This is a genomic window from Rhodopseudomonas sp. P1, assembly GCF_039642825.1.
GTDB classification, from domain to species: Bacteria; Pseudomonadota; Alphaproteobacteria; order Rhizobiales; family Xanthobacteraceae; genus Rhodopseudomonas; species Rhodopseudomonas palustris_H.
Genome location: NZ_CP088006.1, coordinates 2,771,032 through 2,792,559, shown reverse-complemented (window position 1 = coordinate 2,792,559; position 21,528 = coordinate 2,771,032). Strand labels below are relative to the sequence as shown.

Sequence of the window (21,528 nt, the reverse complement as noted above, 5' to 3'; positions counted from 1 at the left end):
ATCAAATGATACGGGTATCTTCAGGCGCGCATTGTTAAGAATGAATTAACGCAACTGTCTTCGACCGGATCGACGCGGACCGCCTTGCCAAAGAATTGTTCTAGACTGGCCTGGATCTGCGCGGCCTAGGACGCTGAACCCACCCGCTTGTTCTTAGCATTCAGCGCATTGACGACTCGGCTGACCGGCGGGCGGCCGAGCAGTGCGGCGACGCTGTTCGTCGCGGCAATCAGCCTGTCCATGTCGACGCCCATCGGCACGCCCATGCCATCCAGCATGTAGAGCACATCTTCGGTCGCAACGTTGCCGGTAGCACCCGGCGCATAGGGGCAGCCGCCGAGGCCGCCGGCGGCGCTGTCGATCACGCGGGCGCCCTCTTCCAGCCCGGCATAGAGATTGGCGAGCGCCTGGCCGTAGGTGTCGTGGAAGTGCATGGCGAGCGACTGCATCGGGATCGCCTCGGCGCAGGCGCGCAGCAGCTCGCGAACTTTCTTCGGCGTGCCGACGCCGATGGTGTCGCCGAGAGAGATTTCGTAACAGCCGAGATCCCACAGCGTGGTCGCGGCATCGACCACCGCCTGCACCGGCACGTTGCCGTCAAACGGACAACCGAGCACGCAGGAGATGTAGCCGCGGACCTTGACGCCGTCGGCCTGCGCGCGCCTCAGCACCGGCCTGAACCGCTCGATCGACTCCGCCACCGAGCAGTTGATGTTGGCGCGCGAGAATCCTTCCGAGGCCGAGGCGAACACCGCGACGACCTGCGCCCCGGCGGCGCGGGCGGCCTCATAGCCCTTCTCATTGGGCACCAGGACGTGAAACTCGCCCGGCAGCTTGAGCGAGGCGCGCAGCACCTCGTCGGAGCCGACCATCTGCGGGATCGCCTTCGGCGACACGAACGCGCCGACCTCGACGGTCGACAGCCCCGCCGCAACCAGCGCCTCGACGAAGGCGATGCGGTCGGCGACGCTGACCGGCGTCTTCTCGTTCTGTAGCCCGTCGCGCGGGCCGACTTCGACGATACGGATGATGTCGGTCATGCGCCCTCCACGTATTACTTCGTCATGCCGGGCCATGTGCCGGGCATCCACGCCTTTCAGCGGATCAACGCCCGAAGGCGTGGATGGCCGGGACGAGCCCGGCCATGGCAGCGGTGGTTATTCCTCTGCGTCCGGCTCGACTTCTGCGAGTTCGGCGCCTTCCTGGACAATGTCACCGACCTTGCATTTCACCGCCGTCAGTGTGCCGGCGAACGGCGCGCGCAGGGTCTGCTCCATCTTCATCACTTCGAGCGTGAGGATCGGCGCGCCCTTGTCGAGCTTGGCGCCGACTTCCGCGAGCAGCGCCACCACGGTGCCGGGCAACGGCGCGACGATCTTGTCTTCGCCGGTCTGCTCCTCGCTCTCGCCGCCGAACGGATCGACCAGGTGTAGCTCGAACCGGCCATGGCGCGTCCGCACGTACAGCTCGGCGCCATCGACCACGGCCTGCACGCGCGAGCGCGTTTCGCCGAGGGCCACATCAATGCCGTCGCCGGCAGCGGTCCAGGCGAAGGCAAGCTCGCGGCCAGTGATGTTCAGCGCCGACGTGCCGCCGCCATAGGTGAGTTCGATCTTGTGGTCGGTGTGGTCATGCCCCTGCCCGCGGCGGAACAGGAACGCGCGCTTGCGCCGGCCGACCGGCATCCAGCCGGAGGTCCGCCACGGCGACGCGCCCTCAGCTTTGGCGGCGTCGTCCTCGCTGCGCAGGATCGCCGCAACCGCGGCGGCGAGTTCGAGATCGCCGAGCGCGTTCGGCGCCGCGGTGAGCGCTGCGAGATGGCGTTCGATGAAACCGGTGTCGATCGCGTTGGCGCGCACTTCGGGATGCGTGATCAGCGCCGACAGGAACGGAATGTTGGTGACGACGCCGCGGACGTCGGTCTCGTTGAGGCCGCGGTCGAGTCGGTCGATCGCCGCCGCACGGGTCGGCGCCCAGGCGATCACCTTGGCGAGCATCGCGTCATAGTATGGCGATACGCTGTCGCCGCCGCGATAGCCGGCATCGATGCGTAGGCCGTCGACTTCCGCCGGCGTCCGCCAGGTGGTGATCTTGCCGACCGACGGCATGAAGTTCTTCGCCGGGTTCTCGGCATAAACCCGGGCCTCGATGGCGTGGCCGTTGAGCTTCAATTGGTCCTGCGTCAGCGGCAGCGCTTCACCGAACGCGACGCGGAGCTGCCACTCGACGAGGTCAACGCCCGAGATCAGTTCGGTCACCGGATGCTCGACCTGCAGGCGGGTGTTCATCTCGATGAAAAACACGTCCTTGCCGTCGGAGACGAACTCGATGGTGCCGGCGCCGACATAGTTCACCGCGCCTGCCGCGCGCCGCGCCGCGGCACACACCGTCTCGCGCTGCGCGGCGTCGAGCGTCGGCGACGGCGCCTCCTCGATCACCTTCTGGTGGCGGCGCTGCAGCGTGCATTCGCGTTCGAACAGCGAGACCAGATTGCCGTGGCTGTCGCCGACGATCTGCACTTCGATGTGGCGCGGATTGTCGACATACCGTTCGATCAGCAGCGTGTCGTCGCCGAACGCCGCCTTGGCCTCGCGCTTGGCGCTGACGATCGCGGCGGACAGTTCGTCGGCCTTGCGCACGACCCGCATGCCGCGGCCGCCGCCGCCGGCCGAAGCCTTCACCAGCACCGGGAAGCCGATCTTGTCCGCAGCCGCGGCGAGCGTCGCCTCGTCCTGCGCCGAGCCGTGATAGCCCGGCACCAGCGGCACACCGGCCTTTTCCATCAGCGCCTTGGAGCCCGACTTCGAGCCCATCGCGGTGATCATCTCCGGCGTCGGCCCGACGAACACCAGGCCAGCATCCGCGCAGGCCTGCGCGAACTCGGCGCTCTCGGACAGGAAGCCGTAGCCGGGATGCACCGCCTCGGCGCCGGTCTGCTTGGCGGCCTGGATGATGCGCTCGATGTTGAGATAGCTGTCGCGGGCTCGCGCCGGGCCGAGCAGCACGGCCTCGTCGGCTTCGGCGACGTGCTGGGCGCCGGCGTCGGCCTCGGAATACACCGCGACGGTGCGCAGGCCCATCGCGCGCGCGGTGCGGATGACGCGGCAAGCGATCTCGCCGCGATTGGCGATCAGGAGCGTGCGGAAGCGACGATACAAGGTTGGCTTGGTCATCATCAGATCCTGCTCATCACATCCGGAACAGGCCGAACTTGGTCGGCTCGATCGGCGCATTGCTGGAAGCTGAAAGCCCGAGCCCAAGCACCAACCGCGTGTCGGCAGGATCAATCACGCCGTCGTCCCACAACCGCGCCGTCGCGTAGTACGGGCTGCCTTGCGTCTCGTACTGCGCACGGATCGGCGAGCGGAATTCCTCCTCCTCCTCCGTGCTCCACGAACCGCCCTTGGCCTCGATATTGTCGCGGCGGAGCTGGCTCAGCACCATCGCGGCCTGCTCGCCGCCCATCACCGAGATCCGCGCGTTCGGCCACATCCACAAGAAGCGCGGCGAGTACGCCCGGCCGCACATCCCGTAATTGCCGGCGCCGTAAGAGCCGCCGATCACCACGGTGAACTTCGGCACATTGGCGGTCGCGACCGCGGTGACCAGCTTGGCGCCGTCGCGGGCGATGCCGCCGGCTTCGTACTTCTTGCCGACCATGAAGCCGGTGATGTTCTGCAGGAACACCAGCGGAATGCCGCGCTGGCAGCACAGCTCGATGAAGTGCGCGCCCTTCAGCGAGCTTTCGCTGAACAGGATGCCGTTGTTGGCGATGATGCCGACGGGAAAGCCCCAGATATGCGCGAAGCCGCACACCAGCGTCTGGCCGTAGAGCTTTTTGAATTCGTCGAACTCGGAGCCGTCGACCACCCGGGCGATGATGTCGCGCACGTCGAACGGCTTGCGGCTTTCGGCCGGCACGATGCCGTAGAGCTGATCGGCCGGATACAGTGGCTCGCGCGGGGTGCGCATGTTCAACGGCGGGTGCTGCGGCGGCTTCAAGGTGCTGACGATCTTGCGCGCGATGCCGATCGCATGGGCGTCGTTCTGCGCGTAGTGATCGGTGACACCGGATTGCCGCGAGTGCACGTCGGCGCCACCGAGTTCTTCAGCCGACACCACTTCACCGGTCGCGGCCTTCACCAGCGGCGGGCCGCCGAGGAAGATGGTGCCCTGGTTGCGGACGATGATGCTCTCGTCCGACATCGCCGGCACATAGGCGCCGCCGGCGGTGCACGAGCCCATCACCACCGCGATCTGCGGAATGCCTGCCGCCGACATATTGGCCTGGTTGAAGAAGATCCGGCCGAAGTGCCGCTCGTCGGGAAACACCTCGTCCTGCTGCGGCAGGAAGGCGCCGCCGGAATCCACCATGTAGATGCACGGCAGATTGTTCTGACGCGCGATGTCCTGCGCGCGCAGATGCTTCTTCACCGTCATCGGGTAATAGGTGCCGCCCTTCACCGTCGCGTCGTTGGCGACGATCATGCATTCGCGGCCCATCACGCGGCCGATGCCGGTGACGATCGAGGCCGAATGCACGTCACCACCGTAAAGGCCGTTGGCGGCGAGCGGCGACAGTTCGAGAAACGCGGTGCCGGGATCGAGCAGCAGGTCGACGCGCTCGCGCGGCAGCAGCTTGCCGCGCGCGGTATGTTTGGCGCGGGCCGCCTCGCCGCCGCCGGCAGCGACCGCCGCCAGCTTGTCGTTCAATTCGGCGACCAGTGTCCGCATCGCATCGGCATTGCGCGCGAAATCGGCCGAACCGGGATCGATCTTGGAGTGCAGCGACATGGCGTTTCCGGCAGGTTCTGACTCGCTTCGGGACCGAAGCGTTGAAGACATCGTGTCATCGCCAAGCCGCCAGGCGCAACCCTAACCTGACCCGGCGCAGCGCAGGACGCGCATAGCCGTTCGGCGCAGCCTCAGGCTTGCGCCGAGCAGTCGTCGAGGCCGCCGCGGCACCTCACGGAGCCACGGCGAATGCCGGATCAGTGGGTCCAGGGCTCGGGACGGCGGAAGGCAAAATTGTCGGCGTAGGCTGCGCGGCGGCGCGCCGGCTCCTTCGGCTCGATCACCTGATACGGAATGCCTTCCCGCTCGCAATAGGCCACCGCCTCGTCGCGGGTGTGGAAGCGCAGGCTCACCTGCTGCTGCATGTCGGACGACGAGGTCCAGCCCATCAGCGGCTCGATCATGCGGGGCTTCTCGGGCTCGTAATCGAGCTGCCATTCCCGGGTCTTGGCGGTCCCGGATTGCATCGCGTTCTTGGCGGGCTTGTAGATCCGTGCGGTCATGGAAGGGTCGAGCCTGTCGGGGTGCGGCGCTGCGCCGGTTTGGTGGAAGCGGCGATCTTGGTGTATTGTTCCGCCGCGTAACGGATCGGGTCGGGATCACGTAAAGTTTTGAGGTTGGTCCCGGCCACTTGTGATTCCGTCGCCTGCGGTTTCGTTTCCTGATTTCCTATATGCCGTCCCCGGCACCCTGACAATCGTGGGGACCGGCGGGCGCCCCTCGCAACAACACGGACAATCGGCTCCATGGAAATTCAGGCCATTCTGCCCAGCAAAGGGCGCGATCTGCGGCTCGACCTGTTCCGCGGCGTCGCCAACTGGGCGATCTACCTGGATCACATCCCGAACAACGTGGTGAACTGGATCACAACCCGGAACTGGGGATTCAGCGACGCCGCCGATTTGTTCGTCTTCATCTCCGGCTACACCGCCTCGTTCGTCTACGCCAAGATGATGCTGGAGCGCGGCTTCATCGTCGGCGGCACCCGGCTGACCAAGCGGGTGTGGCAGCTCTACGTCGCGCACATCGTGCTGTTCGTGATCTACATCGTGGCGATCGGCTACGTCGCGCAGCGCTTCTCCGATCCCGAGATCATCAACGAGTTCAACGTCGCCGGCCTCGTCGCCAATCCGATCGAGACGCTGCGACAAGGCCTGCTGCTGAAGTTCAAGCCGGTCAATCTCGACGTGCTGCCGCTGTACATCGTGCTGATGGGGCTATTCCCGCCGGTGCTGTGGCTGATGCTGCGCCGGCCGGACGCGGTGATGATCGGCTCGTTCGTGCTGTATTTCGCCGCGCGTTACTTCGAATGGAATCTGCAGGCGTTTCCGGAAGGCACCTGGTACTTCAATCCGTTCTGCTGGCAGCTGTTGTTCGTGTTCGGCGCGTGGTGCGCACTCGGCGGCACGGTGCGGTCGCGCTCGATCATCGACTCGCGCGGCATGCTGTGGTTCTGCCTGGCGTATCTGGTGTTCGCGCTGGTGATGACGATGGCCGGCCGCTTCCAGGAATTCGGCGACCTGTTCCCGCGCTGGCTGTACGACGCCTTCAATCCCAACGACAAAACCAACCTCGCCCCGTACCGCTTCCTGCATTTCGCGGTGATCGTGGTGCTGGTGATCCGGTTCGTGCCGAAGGACTGGAAGGGGCTGGAATGGCGCGGCTTCGATCCACTGATCAAATGCGGTCAGCAGTCGCTCGCCGTGTTCTGCGTCGGCGTGTTCCTGTCGTTCGTGGCGCATTTCGAGTTGACCATGAGCTCCGGCTCGCTGCTGGCGCAGATCCTGGTCAGCGTGATCGGCATCGCTCTGATGACGCTGGTGGCCTACTACATCTCCTGGTCGAAGCAGCAGGACAAACCCGCCCGCCCCGCCGCGAAGCCCGCCACTCAGGCTGCTCCCGTTGCTCCGGTCGCAGCCTCGGGTGCCGAGCCGCAGCCGGCGCGGTCACAGCTTCAGGACAGCGGCGTGCCGGCCGTCTCGCCCGCGATGATCGCGGCGGCGCGGTCGAGCCCGGAATAGAGATCGTGGCTGGCGCCGTAGCGGGCGCCGTTCTCGCTCCATGACGTACGGCGCCCCGGCGCCGTCGCCTGACGCAGCGCCTCATTCAGGTTGCCGGGACCGAACGGCTCCGGCAGCACCACACCGGCATCGGCGGCTGCAACGTGCCGTGCATAGCCGCACACCGCGGTGGTGATCACCGGCAGGCCGTTGACCACCGCCTCCAGGATCGCGGTGCCTGTCGTGTCGACCCGCGCCGGATGGATCAAAACATCCGCCCCCGCCATCAATTCGGGAATGTCGCGGCGCATGCCGAGCAAGCTGATCCGGTGGGACACCTTGGCGTCGCCGGCGAGCCGGCGCATCAGCCGCCCCTGCTTGCTGTCGTCGGCAACCCCGGCCACCACCAGCCGCGCCTCCGGAAATGCCGCCAGCGCCGCCACCGCGCGGTCGAGCCCCTTGGTCAGCGGATGCGCCGCCACCGCGAGCCAGACCACGGGATCGCCGACGACACCGAGCTCGCCGCGGATGCGCTCGCGGGTGCGGTCAGTGCGATATTCCGGATGGCGCCGGCCGGGATCAATCGTCGGCGGCATCAACGCCAGCCGCTCCGGCTCGGTGCCCCAGGCGAGTTGGAAGCTGTCGAGCTGGTTCTGACTGAGCATGAGACAGCGTGTCGGCCGTCCCGGTGCGAAACTCGCCGCCTCCAGCCCAAGCTTGATCCGGCGACGCGCGGTGAAGCGATCGGACCACCGCGCCGGGCGCGCCTTGTCACAGCCGTCGGCGCAGTACAGCACGTCGAGATCGGTCAGCTTGCCGAAGCCCGCGAACCGGTCGAAGTCCGGTTTGCGCTGCGCCGCCGCGTCGGCAAAGCGCTGGTCGCGGCCGTGATTGCTCCAGGCGCTGACCGGCAACAGCTCGATGTTCAGGTCGGTCGGCAACTCGCCCTGCCGCCGCGAGGCCAGAATGGTGACGTCGTGACCCCGCGCCATCAGCCGCCGGGCGATGCCCATGCAGTCCCGCTGCAGCCCACCGCTCGGGAACAGCGATACGATCGCCAGCGCGATCTTCATCGGCCAAGCTCCGCAGCAGCCTCGGGTCTTACGACGCAATCGGCAACTGCCGCGTGCCCTGGGAGCGCGCGGCGAAGCGATCGTGAAATGAAGGAAGACGGGTGGTCGGGGCAGCTGGATTCGAACCAACGACCTGCAGTACCCAAAACTGCCGCGCTACCAGGCTGCGCTATACCCCGATCCATGACCCGATCCATGACCCGGATCTCTGGGCCGACGGCCGTCGATACACGGTTCACGTCAGCCCAGCAAGCCGGCCTCAGCGCGACTTGAACAACGGATGCGCCACCCGGTCGCCGGCGGCGATGCCGAGCTTCTTGGCGGTGCCGCCTGAGACCTCGAGAACGCCCGCGACTGGGCCGCCGGAAGCGATGATCCGGGTCGACAGTGGCTCGGTGTTCTCGGCGATCCGCAGGATGGTGCCGTCGCCACGGATGAAGATCATGTCGAGCGGGATGTAGGTGTTCTTCATCCACATCGAGACCTGCTGCTCGGGGCGGAAGTCGAACAGCATGCCCTGCCCGTCCGGCAGGCTCTTGCGGTACATCAGGCCGACTTCCCGCTCCTGATCGGTGGTGGCGATCTCGACGGTGAAGACGTGCACGCCGGTTTTGCCGACGATCTCGAGCGACTGCATCTGCGCCGCGACCGCGCCTTGCACCAGAAGGCCGCACAGCATCGCCGCCATCGCGAGCGCACCCAGCCACCGCAGCCGGCGGAATTTGAACATTTCAGAAGCCTGCATGGAATCGAACCTGTGTTTCGCGAGGCGCCACGGCCGCGCATCGCCGCCGGGATCATGCCGAACGCATTTCCGCCGCGCAAACAGCATGCGCGGCGGGCGTCAGCCGATTCACAAATTGGCGATCAAGGATGGCGCGATCAAGAACGGCGCGTGTGCGCGCCGTTTGCGGTCCGGCTGCCGTTCAGTGCGAGGACAGCCCGGGTGCGCCGTTTTCCGGCTGGATCTCCGCCGCCATCATGCCCTTGGAGCCCGGCCCGAACCGCACCAGCACATACTGGCCCGGCCGCAGCTCGGTCATGCCATAGCGGCGCAGCGTTTCCATGTGCACGAAGATGTCCGGCGTGCCCTCGCCACAGGTCAGGAAGCCAAACCCGCGCAGCCGGTTGAACCATTTGACCTGCGCGCGCTCGAGCCCACTGGTCGGCGTCACGCTGACGTGGGTGCGCGCCGGCAGCATCTGGGCCGGATGGATCGCGGTCGACTCGTCCATCGAGACGATGCGGAATGCCTGGTAACCTTTGGCGCGCTGCACGCATTCGACAACGATGCGGGCGCCCTCATAGGCGGTCTGGTAGCCGTCGCGGCGCAGCACCGTGACGTGCAGCAGAACGTCGGGCCAGCCATTGTCAGGAACCACGAAGCCGTAGCCCTTCGAAGCGTCGAACCACTTGATGACGCCGCTGATCTCGACGAGGTTCGCGGCTTCGCCGAGACCCGTAAAGGCATCGCGCGGATTCAGATCGCGGGGAACTGAAAGGTCGCCATGCGCGCCGACCCCGAAGTCCCGCGGCGAGAAATCGCCTGCCGGAAACTCCGCTGCTCTCGGCTTCGCAGCGCTGGCTACGGGCAAAACGCCCGGCCTTTTGGACTCAAATCCGTCCGACCCCATGACCCCGGACCCCGCACGTCATCAACAAATTCGTCGCATCCGCGACGAGGATGATTCGCCGAGCATTCCCTCAAACTACTCAGGATTGCGCCGCCGCGAATCTGTTGATTCGAAGATAACACCGTGGCCCAAACGGCAAAGACAAAAAAATCGTTACGCGACAACTATAAACAGCCTTGAAAGCCTGCGAATCTTACGAGGTTTCAGTTACCGACGAACGGTCCAAGCGTTTCTCCGATGTCGTGACGGATCACTAGATCGGCCATTTCATCTTGTTCAGTCGGCTCTCTGTTGATGATCACGAGCTTGGCGCCGCACTCTTTGGCCAGCATCGGAAAGCCCGCTGCAGGCCACACCACAAGCGACGAACCGATCGCAATGAACAGATCGCAATGCTGCGCCAGATCGGTCGCGCGGCGCATCGCCTCCGGCGGCATCGACTGACCGAACGATACCGTCGCGGTCTTCACCGGCTCGTCACACGCGGTGCAATGTGGCGCGTGCCCGGTGCGGAAAAACCATTCGCGCACCCATTCCAGCTCATGCCGTTTGCCGCACCCGATGCAGCGCGCGTAGGTGGTGTTGCCGTGGAGCTCGACGACGTCGTGTTCGGCGAAGCCGGACATTTGATGCAGATTGTCGATGTTCTGCGTGATGATCGCCGGCACCTTGCCGGCCTTGTACAGCGATGCGAGCGCGCGATGACCGCGGGTCGGCCGCGCCTTCGCAAAGGTCTGCTCCATCGCGAAGCGTCGCCGCCAGGCTTCGTCGCGCGCATCCTGGCGCGCCACGAACTCGTCGAACGGAATCGGCTGATTGCGGCTCCATAGGCCGCCAGGCGATCGGAAATCAGGAATGCCGGACTCGGTCGAAATGCCGGCCCCGGTGAAGGGCACGATCGACGAAGCGTGCGCGATCATGTCGCCGAGCTGTTCGACCCCGCTGGAAAGGCTGGGCGCGATCATGGTTGGATCATTTCAAACTTACCCTGTCGTCGCGCGAGCGTCCGCGCGCCGCGAGCGAACCGGGGCGACGAGGCTGCGCCAACATCGACGCATCCGCCGCGGAGAAGTTGCCGGTTCCCGTGCTCAGATTCGAAGCCACATTTTTTTGAATTGCAAGAGGGCTGCCGTGGTCGGATAGTTGAACCCGTCTCAACGGATGACCTCCTCTGAAAGAGCCCCGCGCGACCTCCAAGGCGGGGCTCTTTTTCGTCGGTCGTCCGCCCGCGATCGGATGCGAAGTCACGATGTTCAGTGCCCTCGCCTCTCGTTCGCCACACCTCCCCGAGCGCGCATAAGGTCCGGAGCCTCGGCTCCGGACCTTCGTCGTTTTGACGTCCGGTCCGGACATCATGGCCGGCGCCGCGAGCGCGCCGCCTGCGCTTTTCATCGCGGCCATTCCGTCGCAGAATCCCCGGCACCTTTCTCAAGGAGACCACCCGCACATGCGTTACCTGCACACCATGCTCCGCGTCCGCAATCTCGACACCGCCCTGAAATTCTTCGTCGGCGCGCTCGGCCTCAAGGAGGTGCGCCGCATCGACAACGATAAGGGCAAGTTTACGCTGCTGTTCCTGTGCGCGCCGGAAGACGAGGAACTGGTGAAGCAGTCGAAGGGCCGCCCGGCTCCGACGATCGAACTGACCCACAATTGGGACGAAGAGACCTATGGCGAGGACCGCTTCTTCGGTCATCTCGCGTTCGAAGTCGACGACATCTACGCGACCTGCGCAAAGCTGATGGAGCTCGGCATCACCATCAACCGCCCGCCGCGCGACGGGCAGATGGCGTTCGTGCGCTCGCCGGATTTGCAGTCGGTCGAGCTGCTGCAAAAGGGCGACGCGCTGCCGCCGCAGGAGCCGTGGGCCTCGATGCCGAACACCGGCCATTGGTAAGGCGCTGGCGGTCCCGTCCAGCAGAGATCGCCCGCATCCGCTTCGTGATGCGGAACGACGCGCAGGACCTCGCGTTGGTCGAACAACCAACGGAGGACATCAATGGCGCGAGGACTGTTGCTTTGGCTGATCGGCGTTCCGATCCCGATTATCATTCTGTTGTGGCTGTTCTTCGGCCACTGAGCTGACGTCGCTCACCACACTCACCACGCTTTTTGCCGGTTACAACGGGCTCCGCGAACAGTGGAGCCCGTTTTGTGTCGGCACTTCAGCGCATCGACGTGGCCTCAATTGACGAACTTGACGCCGAGCGTCGTGCCGCGTCGCCACACCACTTCGCACTGCCGGCCCTGACGCGCGTCGCGCGAGAAACCGAGCCGCAGCCGTGAGCCGAGCGACTCCGCTTCGCCGAGCACCAGCTTGGCCCCCGAACTCGACAGGTCGAGCACCTCGCACGGCCGCGCGGCAAAGCCGCCGTCGAGCGTGATCCAGCCGCTCTGGCGTACCGATTTGCGCGCCTCGCGCTTGGTCTTGTCCTTGGCCATGATGTCGTCCTCGGCCTGCTTGGATCGCTCGCCGGAGGGCACAGCGCCGCGGCCAGAGCGAAGCAGAAAGTGAGCGTTCGCGGGCCCCGATCGCTCAGGACCGTCTCTGCTCTAGGTCCCGGGCTGTTGAAAAATCGTTGCAAGATTTAGCGAAAAGTCGGGGTATCGGCAGATCGCTGCGGAGAGCGCTTGCCCCTCCGGAAAAACGCCACTATACGTTCGCCCGCTGCTTCGCCGCGGGCCCGTTCCGGCGCCTGCTGAAACAGCCGTTTCGGGTTAGACCGTGCGTTTCCGCCTGCTTGCGATCCTTGAAGGATCGCGCCAGTCCGGCGGCTTCGCTCCCTTCGTCTATCGGTCAGGACGCCACCCTTTCACGGTGGAGAGAGCGGTTCGATTCCGCTAGGGAGCGCCAAAACCAACCTACTGAAATCATTGAAAGATACATCGCCCAGCCTGTGTTTTCTACACAGGCGGCCACACACATGGCGAACACCTCTGGTGCCGCGGCAGAAGCGGCTGGACGTTTCAGATTTCGGTTCCGAGAGTCTTCGTCAACAGGCTTGGTGCTACCCCCTCCGCGTCCGTCTCGGACCATTGTCACTGTCCGGGGCCAGAACTCGCGCCCGGATTTTAGCCGGATACGCAACCGCGCAAATGGGAATCGGTACCATGACGGGGAAAGTGTCGCTCGGGAACTAACACCGCGGTTGACGACCACCAAAGGCCGCCCTCCAATCCAGATTCCTTCGGCTGTCCACCCCTCGATCGTCGACCTTAGCGCCCAAACTGGCTGCTGAACTCCCAGAGGACTGAAGCCAGGCGTGCGCTTGTTGAATGGCCCAAGCCTCCTAAGGCCAGAGCGCCCACTCTCTGACGATTTGTGGGGCAAAATCCGGAAGGGTATTCCATGGCTCTGGGAACGCTGTGCGCCATTACCGCACTGTGGAGCGTGTCGTAGCCTCATCCAGAAGCACCGGCAGCGCCGCTCCCAAGATGGTCCTGTGCCGACGAATTGGAAAGTCGCGACAAGAATTTATGATTGGCGGCCCTCTGGGACGGGATGTGCGCTGTCGACCCTGTCACCAGATTCCCGGCGACGACGCTCCTCTTCCGCGTGCGCGGCAAACAGACTTCGTCTCCGTTCCACCCACGCATTCAAGTATGCCCGATTTTGCCGGATTAACTCATCGCTGGCAGAAACGATTCGCTTCCGTGACTGAATGTTGGGGAACATTCCTTGGGGCATTATGGTGCTCGCAAAAGTAGATCTATGATCGCTTCACAGCGATAAGGCGATTCATATGCCAGATTCGATCACAAAGATTAAGTTTCCAAAGCTGTTTTTTGGATTCGTGGCACCCATTGGCGCCGACGTCGACCCGGTCATTGACGCCTTCCGAAAGCATTTGAAGTCTTTAGGCTACAATGTCGTCGAGATAAAGGTCACCAACATCTTTCGAACATTCTCTAACTATGTTCCGGCCAACCCCGCTCTTGTTCACAAGCGGCCACTGCTGCAGCGGTACGAAAGTTACATCACGTATGGGAACACTCTCCGCGCCACTTTTGACGACGAAATCTTGGCAGCAACATCAGTCTACAGAATAATGCGCAAGCGCCTTCAGACGAAGACCGACGAGCCATTTTCGAGAACAGCTTACCTTCTTCACCAATTCAAACGGCCTGAAGAGATAAACCTCCTTCGATCCATCTACGGCCGACTATTTTTCCAAGTATCAGTTTATTCCCGAAAAGCAGCGCGTGTTACGCATCTAAGTCAGCAATTCGCTAGCAGCGAAAATCAAGCGAATAACAACCGCTTCAGAGTGGATGCAGAACGCCTTATCAGCGACGATGAAAATCAGCGGGGAGTAACAAACGGGCAGCGGGTTGCGAAGATATTCGCTGATGGCGACGTTGTGATCAGTTTGGATACTGAAACGGAGATGCCTGTCAGGGAACAGGTTAGCCGCTTCTGCGAAATAATCTTTGGATCGAATTCGGTCTCACCTACTCGACAAGAGTATGCGATGTATCTAGCGAAAGCAGCAGCACTGCGCTCGTTGGATCTTTCAAGACAAGTAGGCGCGGCGATATTTTCCTGCACGGGAGAAATCGTCGCGCTGGGGTCCAATGAAGTTCCGAAGGCGAACGGCGGCACCTACTGGGCGAACGAGAAGTTCGATGATCGCGACTATAAAAGAAACGCAGATTCGAATTACAAACGGAAGAAAGAGATTCTGCTGGAACTGACCTCGATAGTCAGTCCAGAGATTTTGCCTGACACACTACTTTCTGATCCAAGGGTCCGCGATTCTCAATTCATGGATGCCTTGGAATACGGGCGAATATTGCACGCAGAGATGTCGGCGATTTCCGACGCCGCCAGACTCGGGCGGTCAACTGCAAATAGCACGCTATACTGTACGACCTTTCCGTGCCACATGTGCGCTAAGCACATTGTGGGCGCAGGAATATCCAAGGTCGTCTTTTTGGAGCCTTACCCCAAAAGCCTTGCTTCCGATCTGCATTCCGACTCAATTGAGATAGAGGGGAGCGATAGAGCGCAGTACCAGCAATTTCCAGCAGTAACCTTCTCGCACTTCTTCGGCGTGACACCGCGACGCTATAGGGAACTGTTCGAGCGCAAGGGTCGAAAGGATGAAGCCTCTGGAGAATTCAAAACACACATCCACTCTCCTCCAGAGCCGATGATCGATATCAAGTACCCCTTCTACAACGCCTTGGAAGAGATCATTACTCTAGATTTACGAGATCAAATTGCAGACATTGCTCCAGAGGAGAGCCTTTTTGACATCGCCGATTGAAAAGTGCTCTTTGCCACGGCGCATCCTTGGCTGCAACCTATCCGCCACTAGCGACTAATCGGTTAGCACCAACAAGCATAAACTGTACGGCTGCGTTGCTTGATTACATCAGCAGGCAGCTATCCTGTCGTAGTAATAACGAGAAATCGAAAGGCGCCGGGACCTCAGATCGCCCTGGCCGCGAATTGCGCAATGCATTTCCCTACGCCTGCTGCAATCGCCACACCTCAGCCAGCTTTTTGATTAGCGTAGTCTGACGCTGAGCCAGATGCTCAGCCGTCCAACGGACAACCTGCAAGACTCCTTGGGTCAATGGAAAAGGTGAAACGCCGTCCTTCGAGACGAAACACTCCTTCTTCTTTCGTTCGAAATCCCAATTCGATGCGCGAGTGGTTATTCGACGCCTCAGGGAAACAAGATTTGCCAACCGGTGCGTCCACTCGACGCGTTGCGTCTCTTCCGGAAAAAGATTCGCCCCCTCACTTCCTTCGGCGATCGTCTGGGGAAGAACATGCTCGATGGAAACTAGCTCGTCATAGCTTGCTCCCAGGCTCGACTGAGCTTCATCGAGCCGCTGTAGGAGCGGCTTGCAGACTCGTGCCTTTTGATAAAGAGGACCTCCAAGTGCATCCAGAAACTCCTGCTGTTCAGCAGCACTCAAAGCCATTCCCGCCTTCGGTTTTTCCTTTCCCGAACGTGGATCGAATTCGTCCATCACCCCAGCATAACGTGCGATTCGACGAATGATGTCGGCCCGCGTCACGAACAGGAAGTATGCAACACGTTCAAAATCGATGAAGAATTTTGCGATTCCCGCTTGATCGTTCTTTTCCAGTTTCCAGAAGCGCAGCAAGACCGGCGGCATCCAGTCCTTGTGGTCGATGCGTCCAAGGGAACGGACCACCTTTGCGGCTTCCTCCCCGAACTGTTTTTTGATTGCCGTATTTTCTCCGAGCACTCCGCTAGGGAGCGCCATCATTCCTCTTCAGCGCTGCAAGGATCCCCGCCAGTCGGTCACCGGCCAGCAATCCCCATGATGCGTGTGGGTCGGGGCTGACCTCATAGTAATCAGTCTGGCCGCAGCTGGCGCATTCGTAGATTCGCAGTTCGATCGATCGCACCGGGGACACCCGGGCGAGCCCCGTGCGAGCACCGCATCTGCTGCAGTGGGGCCGTTTGTCTTTGCACATGCCGCCTCCTAACGGAGACTGATTGCTTGTGGCGCGAACGCCGCGACCACAATTTTAAATTGAATATCTTTCTTTATACTCCCTTTTCGGATGCCCAGCGAATCCAATGTGCAGATTCGGTCGCCGACCGCGCAGGACATGGTTGCGCAAGTGTTTGCTGACGGGTGAATTGGACGCGAACAAGAGGCACGCGCAATTGAGCTTCCCCGCCCGATCCTCATGATCGGTGGGTGGTGGGCACTCGCAGCCTGAAGTCCTGTGCGCTTGAAGTCAGGCGAACACGAACAGCGTGATCGCAAGCGCCAACGCGACTAGATGCAAAACGGCTGGGACCATCGGTCGTCTCCCGCCAAAGTCGTCGCAATCGAACGCTACAATTAACTGATTCCCGACGCCGTTTCGATTCGCCGGCACACCTCGGACCAGCACGCCGAATACCGTTGAACTATTAACGCCGAGGTGCGTTGCGCGGGTAGGTTCCTGAATGGGAACCATTAAAGGAGAAGTCCCATGTCTCTGCCAGATGACAGCCTTCGCCCCGAAGACGTCGAGCGCCTGCAGGCGCGCGTCGAGGCGGCCATCCGCGATCACTGGAAAGCCTATCTGTTCGAAGGCATTCTGCTGCTGATCATCGGCTTTGCGGCGATCCTGCTGCCGCTGCTCGCCAGCATCACCTTCACCATCATGCTGGGCTGGCTGTTCTTCATCGCCGGTGTGGCCGGCGTCGGGTTTTCGATCTGGGCGCGCAAGGGCCCCGGCTTCTGGTGGTCGCTGCTGTCGGCCGCATTGGCGCTGGTCGCCGGTCTGGTGCTGATCGCCATGCCGCTGCAAGGCACGCTGACCCTCACCTTCATCGTCGGCGTCTATTTCCTTGCCGAAGGTGTCGCGACCATCATGTACGCCTTCCAGCATCGCGGACGGATGTCGGAGCGCTGGGGCTGGATGCTCGCCGCCGGTATCGCCGACATCCTGGTGGCGTTCATCATCATCTCGGGCTGGCCGGGCACCGTCTGGGCGATCGGCCTGCTGATCGGAATCAATCTGGTGTTCGGCGGCACCTCGCTGATCGCGATGGCGCTCGCCGCCCGTAAGAGCACCTAGTTGCGCGACGTCTGCCGCGGTTCGCGTCAGCAGCCGCGGCAGATGCTCTTGATCTTGCGGTCGAGCGCCGCATCGGCTGGATCGATCTGATCGATCGTCCGCTCCGGCGGCGTGTCGTTGCGGCGCGGCTGCAGATGCCCGATCGGCGCTTGCCGGAGCCCCGCCCCGCCCCCGGACACGTCCGGCGACATCGTCGAGCCGGCCGAACCGCCTGTGCCGCTGCCGGATTGCGCCAACACCGCGCTGCCGCTCAGGGTCAGGATCGCGGCGGCGATCATCACAGATTTCATCGGAGCTCTCCTTCCATTCACGCTCCCGCCGCGAGGCTGGGCGCCGATCGCGCCAACATCACGGCAGTCTGCATCGGCCAATGGTCCGCCCAACCCCAGCACCAACGCATCATTCCCGGCCCAGTTGCCGGACTGCACCAGCGACAGAGTACCGCCGCTCATTCCGACCGCGGCGGATACAGATGCACCTCGCCGCAATAGTCGGCGACACGATAGCGCGAATCCGGCTCGGTTCCATCGGCGTCCGACAAATAATTGGGGCCAACCGGCGCCTTGCCGTAGCCGCCGGGAATGTCGAGCACGTACTCCGGCTGGCAAAGTCCAGATACATTGCCGCGCAGCGCGCGCATCAGGGCCTGGCCCTCGGCGAGCGTGGTGCGCAGATGCGCGGTCCCCGGCGCCAGATCGCCGTGGTGTAGGTAGTACGGCTTGATCCGGCACTCGACGAAAGTGCGCATCAAGGCTTCGAGTGTCGCGGCGTCGTCGTTCACGCCCCGCAGCAGCACCGACTGGCTGACCATCGGAATTCCAGCGTCGACGATCCGCGCGCACGCCGCGCGCGCCGCCTCTGTCAACTCTCGCGGGTGGTTGGCATGCAGCGCGAGCCATGTGGTCTTGCCAGGCACGCGCAGCGCCCGCACCAGATCCGGCGTGATCCGAGCCGGGTCTGCGACGGGAAGACGGGTGTGAAAGCGGATGATCTTGACGTGCTCGATCGCGGCGAGTTCGGCCATGATCTCGCCGAGCCGCCGCGGCGACAGCATCAGCGGGTCGCCGCCAGTGAAGATCACTTCCCAGATTTCCTTGTGCGCGCGGATGTAGTCGAGCGCCGCAGCGGTCGCCTCGCGCGACAGCGCGTTGTCCTTGCCGGGGCCGACCATCTCGCGGCGAAAACAGAACCGGCAATACACCGCGCAGACATGCACCGGCTTGAACAGCACGCGGTCGCGATGCCGATGCACGATGCCTTCGACCGGCGCATGCGCCGCGTCGCCGATCGGATCGTCGCGTTCAAAGGCGAGCGAGGACAATTCCTCGGCGCGCGGGATGTACTGCCGCGCGATCGGATCGTCGGCATCGTCGCGATCGATCAGCGCCGCAACCGCCGGCGTCACCGCGATCGCATAGCGCGACGCGACCTCGCTCAGCATCGCGCGATCGTCCGCAGCGGCGAGGCCCTCGGCAATCAGTTCGTCGGGTTGACGCAGCGTCGCCGCTGCCGGCGTGTTCAATCGGGTGACTTTGGTCATACGCCCTCGCCTGCCGGCGGCGTCCACACCACCTGATCGATCGTGGTTGCGCCGGCCGCCAGCATCACCAGGCGGTCGAAGCCGAGCGCGACACCGCTGGCCTCCGGCATTTCGCCGACCGCCGCAAGAAAGGCTTCGTCGAGCGGATAGCGCTCGCCGTAGCGCCGCTCCTTCTCGTCCATCGCGGCGATGAAGCGCGCGCGCTGCTCGGCCGCATTGGTGAGTTCGCCGAAGCCGTTGGCGAGTTCGACGCCGCAGGCATACAGCTCGAACCGTTCGGCGACCCGCGGATCGTCCGGCTTGGTCCGCGCCAACGCCGCTTCAGGCGCCGGGTATTCGCTCAGCACCGTCAGCCGACCATCGCCGAGCCGCGGCTCGACATGCTCGACCAGCACCTTGCTGAAGATGTCGGACCAAGTGTCGTCATCGGCGATCCGCACGCGTGCGGCGGCCGCGTTTGCCAGCGCCGTGCGATCTCCCTCACCGTCGGCGATCGTGGCAAGCAGATCGATGCCGGCAAAACGGGCGAACGCATCGGCCACTGTCAGCCGCTCCGCCTCGGCGCGCGGATCGGCACGCCGCCCCCTAAACGAAAACGTCTCGATGCCGGTGGCCGTGGCCGCGACGCGGACCAGCGCAACGCAGTCGTCGATCACCTGCTGGTAAGGCGCCTCGGCGCGGTACCACTCCAGCATGGTGAACTCCGGCAGATGCACGCGGCCGCGCTCACGGTCGCGAAACACCCGGGCGAGTTCGAAGATTCGCGTCTCGCCGGCCGCCAGCAGCTTCTTGCAGGCGAACTCCGGCGAGGTTCGCAGGTAGCGGGAGCGCCGCTCGCCGTCCGGTCCCAAGAGTTCAGTGCGCGGCGCGTGCAGATGGGTCTCGTTGCCGGGCGAAATCTGCAGGATCGCGGTCTCGACCTCGGTAAAGCCCGCCGCCTCGAACCAGCCCCGCACGGCCCGGGTCACGGCTCCCCGCGCGCGCAAAAACGGCTGACGGTCCAGATACCTATCCCTGTTCCACCAGGGCGACGGTTGGCCTGTCGCCTCCATCTCAAGTCGCCCCCATCCGGCCGCGCAAAACACTGGCATCAGCGCCACAAATCAGTATGTTGCGCCCCGAAACCGTTTCGGCCTCGGGATACCAACGCCCGGATCGGGCCCGGACCTGAACGACAGGAAACATTCCTTTGAGAGTCATCGCCAGTTCTATTCGCAAGGGCAACGTCCTCGAGCAAGATGGGAAGCTTTACGTCGTCCTGTCTGCCGAAAACATCCATCCCGGCAAGGGCACGCCCGTCAGCCAGATCGAAATGCGCCGAATCAGCGACGGCGTGAAGATCTCGGAGCGCTACAAGACCACCGACCAGGTCGAGAAGGTCACCATCGAAGAGCGCAATTACACCTTCCTGTACGAGGATGGCGAAGGCTTCCACTTCATGGAGCCGGAATCCTACGACCAGGTCCAGGTCGCCAAGGACGTCGTCGGCTCGGCTGCGCCTTACCTGCAGGAAGGCATGGTGGTGAAGCTGTCGATGCACGACACCACCGCGGTTGCGATCACCCTGCCCCAGCGCGCCACGCTTGAAGTCGTGGAGACCGAGCCGGTCACCAAGGGTCAGACCGCATCGTCGTCCTATAAGCCGGCGGTGCTGTCCAACGGCGTCCGCACCGCGGTCCCTCCGCATATCGGCACCGGCACCCGCATCGTCGTGCTGACCGAAGACGGCTCCTACGTCGAACGCGCCAAGGACTAATTGCAATCAGCCCTGCTGACTGCCGCAAAGCCCGCCGCATCCCGGCGGGCTTTTTCGTTGGCGTTCTTCAAGGGCGCGGCGGCGGGTGTTTCGGCGCAAACACGCTGACCGCGTTGCGCAATAGCTCGAACCGGGCCGGCGTAAACGTCACCAGCTCGCCATCGGCATTCACTGGACGCGGCTTACGGGTACGAATTTCAAACGACGTGCCCCGCGCGGCACGCACCTCGCGCCACAATGCGTGGCGGCCTTTGCGGAAGTCGTAGGCCACCGCCAGCAGCTTCCACACCTGCGCAAATTCCAGCGAATACAGATCGAACTGGCCGTCGTCGATTTCGGCGGTGTGCTCCACCGCCATGCCGCCGCCGTAGTAACGACCGTTGCCGACCGCGACCTGCATGGTCTTCACCCGCACCTGCTCATCGCCCGACACGATCACGGCGTGGAACGGCCGCGCCTTGCTGAGCACCTTAGCGGCGGTGAGCGCGTAGCTGAGGCGACCGAACCTGCGCTTGCTTTCGCCGCTCAGTTCGCGCGCCAAATCTGCGCTTAGGCCGACGCTTGCGACGTTGAAGAAGTTGTGGCCGTTGACGTCTCCGAGGTCGATGGTCTTGAGATGCCCCGCCGCGATCACGTCTGCGGCAGCTTCCATATCGAGCGGCAGGCCGAGCGTCCGCGCCAGATCGTTGGCGGTCCCGGCCGGGATGATGCCCAGCGGTAGTCCGGTAGTCACCAACGCAGGCGCTGCCGCGTTCAATGTGCCGTCACCGCCGGCGATCACCACGCCTGCGGCCCCTTCGGCATGGGTTTCGATCCACGGCGCGACCTCGTGGCGACTGGAAGGCGCCGAAACCATCAGGTCGAAACCCGCGGCGCTGAGTTTGGAGCCCGCCAGACCGACGGCCTGGCTGCCGGAGCGGCTGCCGCGGTTGATCACCATCAGCAGCCGGCGCGTCGGCGCCGCCTGGGGAGCGGCGCTGCCAAGGTCGGAGCCATCGCTGGACACAGCCTCTTCGAGGTCCGGCCCGATCTCGGATTCGCGGTCCACTCAACTCCCCATTGGCTGTCGGCTGTATCGCGCCTCGAATGCCCGAGGCTGCGGAAGGCAGGTCGGTGTCACCAGTTGGGCGCGGAGAGCGGCGGTACAAGGGCACAGGCGGAGACATCGTG

General features: G+C 63.5%; 19 protein-coding genes and 2 tRNA genes. 6 read left to right on the top strand and 15 right to left on the bottom strand.

What is annotated here, in order from left to right:
• Window positions 1–125 precede the first annotated feature (125 nt).
• The 4 genes from LRC39_RS12935 to LRC39_RS12920 all read right to left on the bottom strand — a co-directional run bounded on the left by LRC39_RS12935 (window position 126) and on the right by LRC39_RS12920 (window position 5,297).
• The gene (locus LRC39_RS12935) at window positions 126–1,040 is read right to left on the bottom strand and encodes a hydroxymethylglutaryl-CoA lyase (RefSeq protein WP_346294580.1); all 915 of its coding nucleotides are present in this window, start codon (window positions 1,038–1,040) and stop codon (window positions 126–128) included.
• A gap of 117 nt (window positions 1,041–1,157) precedes the next feature.
• Window positions 1,158–3,173 carry an acetyl/propionyl/methylcrotonyl-CoA carboxylase subunit alpha gene (locus tag LRC39_RS12930; protein WP_346294579.1) on the bottom strand — a complete coding sequence of 672 codons (2,016 nt, stop codon included), beginning with the start codon at window positions 3,171–3,173 and terminating at the stop codon, window positions 1,158–1,160.
• A 16-nt stretch (window positions 3,174–3,189) separates the two neighbouring features.
• Complete coding sequence (locus tag LRC39_RS12925; protein WP_346294578.1) at window positions 3,190–4,794, bottom strand: carboxyl transferase domain-containing protein; 1,605 nt, start codon at window positions 4,792–4,794, stop codon at window positions 3,190–3,192.
• A 197-nt stretch (window positions 4,795–4,991) separates the two neighbouring features.
• Window positions 4,992–5,297 carry an ETC complex I subunit gene (locus tag LRC39_RS12920; RefSeq protein WP_107344521.1) on the bottom strand — a complete coding sequence of 102 codons (306 nt, stop codon included), beginning with the start codon at window positions 5,295–5,297 and terminating at the stop codon, window positions 4,992–4,994.
• 243 nt (window positions 5,298–5,540) lie between these two features.
• On the opposite strand from LRC39_RS12920, the gene LRC39_RS12915 reads away from it, so the two are divergent.
• A complete protein-coding gene (locus LRC39_RS12915) occupies window positions 5,541–6,815 on the top strand; it encodes an OpgC domain-containing protein (protein WP_107344520.1) in 1,275 nt (424 codons plus the stop codon).
• Here LRC39_RS12915 and LRC39_RS12910 read toward each other — a convergent pair.
• The 5 genes from LRC39_RS12910 to LRC39_RS12890 form a co-directional block, all read right to left on the bottom strand.
• Complete coding sequence (locus LRC39_RS12910; RefSeq protein WP_346294577.1) at window positions 6,749–7,867, bottom strand: glycosyltransferase family 4 protein; 1,119 nt, start codon at window positions 7,865–7,867, stop codon at window positions 6,749–6,751. The genes LRC39_RS12915 and LRC39_RS12910 overlap by 67 nt on opposite strands.
• Before the next feature lie 102 nt (window positions 7,868–7,969).
• Window positions 7,970–8,046: transfer RNA gene (locus LRC39_RS12905), tRNA-Pro, on the bottom strand.
• Window positions 8,047–8,126: 80 nt separating this feature from the next.
• Window positions 8,127–8,612: a DUF192 domain-containing protein gene (locus LRC39_RS12900; protein ID WP_199851735.1), complete on the bottom strand. Its 486-nt coding sequence runs from the start codon at window positions 8,610–8,612 to the stop codon at window positions 8,127–8,129.
• A gap of 181 nt (window positions 8,613–8,793) precedes the next feature.
• The gene (locus LRC39_RS12895) at window positions 8,794–9,501 is read right to left on the bottom strand and encodes a cold-shock protein (RefSeq protein ID WP_107355628.1); all 708 of its coding nucleotides are present in this window, start codon (window positions 9,499–9,501) and stop codon (window positions 8,794–8,796) included.
• Between the two features lie 203 nt (window positions 9,502–9,704).
• Window positions 9,705–10,466, bottom strand: coding sequence for an SIR2 family NAD-dependent protein deacylase (locus LRC39_RS12890; protein WP_164573785.1), 762 nt, complete (start codon window positions 10,464–10,466; stop codon window positions 9,705–9,707).
• A 482-nt stretch (window positions 10,467–10,948) separates the two neighbouring features.
• Here LRC39_RS12890 and LRC39_RS12885 point away from each other — a divergent pair, with 482 nt between their 5' ends.
• Window positions 10,949–11,398, top strand: a complete 450-nt coding sequence (locus LRC39_RS12885; protein WP_107344515.1) for a VOC family protein — start codon at window positions 10,949–10,951, stop codon at window positions 11,396–11,398.
• A gap of 287 nt (window positions 11,399–11,685) precedes the next feature.
• Here LRC39_RS12885 and LRC39_RS12880 read toward each other — a convergent pair whose 3' ends face one another.
• Complete coding sequence (locus LRC39_RS12880) at window positions 11,686–11,943, bottom strand: PilZ domain-containing protein (protein WP_107357501.1); 258 nt, start codon at window positions 11,941–11,943, stop codon at window positions 11,686–11,688.
• Between the two features lie 337 nt (window positions 11,944–12,280).
• Between LRC39_RS12880 and LRC39_RS12875 the strand changes: the two genes are divergently transcribed.
• Both LRC39_RS12875 and LRC39_RS12870 read left to right on the top strand, forming a co-directional pair.
• Window positions 12,281–12,355 (top strand) — tRNA-Glu (locus LRC39_RS12875).
• A gap of 889 nt (window positions 12,356–13,244) precedes the next feature.
• Window positions 13,245–14,771, top strand: a complete 1,527-nt coding sequence (locus LRC39_RS12870; protein ID WP_346294576.1) for an anti-phage dCTP deaminase — start codon at window positions 13,245–13,247, stop codon at window positions 14,769–14,771.
• Between the two features lie 202 nt (window positions 14,772–14,973).
• Here LRC39_RS12870 and LRC39_RS12865 read toward each other — a convergent pair whose 3' ends face one another.
• Window positions 14,974–15,747 (bottom strand): HNH endonuclease family protein, encoded by a 774-nt coding sequence (locus LRC39_RS12865; protein ID WP_346294575.1) that lies wholly within the window; start codon window positions 15,745–15,747, stop codon window positions 14,974–14,976.
• Window positions 15,748–16,471: 724 nt separating this feature from the next.
• Here LRC39_RS12865 and LRC39_RS12860 point away from each other — a divergent pair.
• Window positions 16,472–17,062 carry an HdeD family acid-resistance protein gene (locus tag LRC39_RS12860; RefSeq protein ID WP_107355608.1) on the top strand — a complete coding sequence of 197 codons (591 nt, stop codon included), beginning with the start codon at window positions 16,472–16,474 and terminating at the stop codon, window positions 17,060–17,062.
• Between the two features lie 26 nt (window positions 17,063–17,088).
• Here the strand turns inward: LRC39_RS12860 and LRC39_RS12855 are convergent, their stop codons facing one another.
• The 3 genes from LRC39_RS12855 to epmA all read right to left on the bottom strand — a co-directional run bounded on the left by LRC39_RS12855 (window position 17,089) and on the right by epmA (window position 19,654).
• Complete coding sequence (locus tag LRC39_RS12855; RefSeq protein ID WP_107355607.1) at window positions 17,089–17,352, bottom strand: hypothetical protein; 264 nt, start codon at window positions 17,350–17,352, stop codon at window positions 17,089–17,091.
• A 158-nt stretch (window positions 17,353–17,510) separates the two neighbouring features.
• Entirely contained in the window at window positions 17,511–18,602 is a 1,092-nt protein-coding gene (locus LRC39_RS12850) for a lysine-2,3-aminomutase-like protein (RefSeq protein ID WP_346294574.1), read from the bottom strand.
• Window positions 18,599–19,654, bottom strand: a complete 1,056-nt coding sequence (epmA, locus tag LRC39_RS12845; protein ID WP_346294573.1) for an EF-P lysine aminoacylase EpmA — start codon at window positions 19,652–19,654, stop codon at window positions 18,599–18,601. Before epmA ends, LRC39_RS12850 begins: the two co-directional genes overlap by 4 nt.
• A 137-nt stretch (window positions 19,655–19,791) precedes the next feature.
• Between epmA and efp the strand changes: the two genes are divergently transcribed.
• Window positions 19,792–20,358, top strand: a complete 567-nt coding sequence (gene efp / locus LRC39_RS12840) for an elongation factor P (RefSeq protein ID WP_346294572.1) — start codon at window positions 19,792–19,794, stop codon at window positions 20,356–20,358.
• 67 nt (window positions 20,359–20,425) lie between these two features.
• Here the strand turns inward: efp and LRC39_RS12835 are convergent, their stop codons facing one another.
• Window positions 20,426–21,364 (bottom strand): lipid kinase, encoded by a 939-nt coding sequence (locus tag LRC39_RS12835; RefSeq protein ID WP_346297506.1) that lies wholly within the window; start codon window positions 21,362–21,364, stop codon window positions 20,426–20,428.
• Window positions 21,365–21,528 lie beyond the last annotated feature (164 nt).

Bases quoted from the DNA above. Each gene is read 5' to 3' on its own strand.
- LRC39_RS12935 (WP_346294580.1), bottom strand. From the start codon at position 1,040: ATGACCGACATCATCCGTATCGTCGAAGTCGGCCCGCGCGACGGGCTA.
- LRC39_RS12930 (WP_346294579.1), bottom strand. From the start codon at position 3,173: ATGACCAAGCCAACCTTGTATCGTCGCTTCCGCACGCTCCTGATCGCC.
- LRC39_RS12925 (WP_346294578.1), bottom strand. From the start codon at position 4,794: ATGTCGCTGCACTCCAAGATCGATCCCGGTTCGGCCGATTTCGCGCGC.
- LRC39_RS12920 (WP_107344521.1), bottom strand. From the start codon at position 5,297: ATGACCGCACGGATCTACAAGCCCGCCAAGAACGCGATGCAATCCGGG.
- LRC39_RS12915 (WP_107344520.1), top strand. From the start codon at position 5,541: ATGGAAATTCAGGCCATTCTGCCCAGCAAAGGGCGCGATCTGCGGCTC.
- LRC39_RS12910 (WP_346294577.1), bottom strand. From the start codon at position 7,867: ATGAAGATCGCGCTGGCGATCGTATCGCTGTTCCCGAGCGGTGGGCTG.
- LRC39_RS12900 (WP_199851735.1), bottom strand. From the start codon at position 8,612: ATGCAGGCTTCTGAAATGTTCAAATTCCGCCGGCTGCGGTGGCTGGGT.
- LRC39_RS12895 (WP_107355628.1), bottom strand. From the start codon at position 9,501: ATGGGGTCGGACGGATTTGAGTCCAAAAGGCCGGGCGTTTTGCCCGTA.
- LRC39_RS12890 (WP_164573785.1), bottom strand. From the start codon at position 10,466: ATGATCGCGCCCAGCCTTTCCAGCGGGGTCGAACAGCTCGGCGACATG.
- LRC39_RS12885 (WP_107344515.1), top strand. From the start codon at position 10,949: ATGCGTTACCTGCACACCATGCTCCGCGTCCGCAATCTCGACACCGCC.
- LRC39_RS12880 (WP_107357501.1), bottom strand. From the start codon at position 11,943: ATGGCCAAGGACAAGACCAAGCGCGAGGCGCGCAAATCGGTACGCCAG.
- LRC39_RS12870 (WP_346294576.1), top strand. From the start codon at position 13,245: ATGCCAGATTCGATCACAAAGATTAAGTTTCCAAAGCTGTTTTTTGGA.
- LRC39_RS12865 (WP_346294575.1), bottom strand. From the start codon at position 15,747: ATGGCGCTCCCTAGCGGAGTGCTCGGAGAAAATACGGCAATCAAAAAA.
- LRC39_RS12860 (WP_107355608.1), top strand. From the start codon at position 16,472: ATGTCTCTGCCAGATGACAGCCTTCGCCCCGAAGACGTCGAGCGCCTG.
- LRC39_RS12855 (WP_107355607.1), bottom strand. From the start codon at position 17,352: ATGAAATCTGTGATGATCGCCGCCGCGATCCTGACCCTGAGCGGCAGC.
- LRC39_RS12850 (WP_346294574.1), bottom strand. From the start codon at position 18,602: ATGACCAAAGTCACCCGATTGAACACGCCGGCAGCGGCGACGCTGCGT.
- epmA (WP_346294573.1), bottom strand. From the start codon at position 19,654: ATGGAGGCGACAGGCCAACCGTCGCCCTGGTGGAACAGGGATAGGTAT.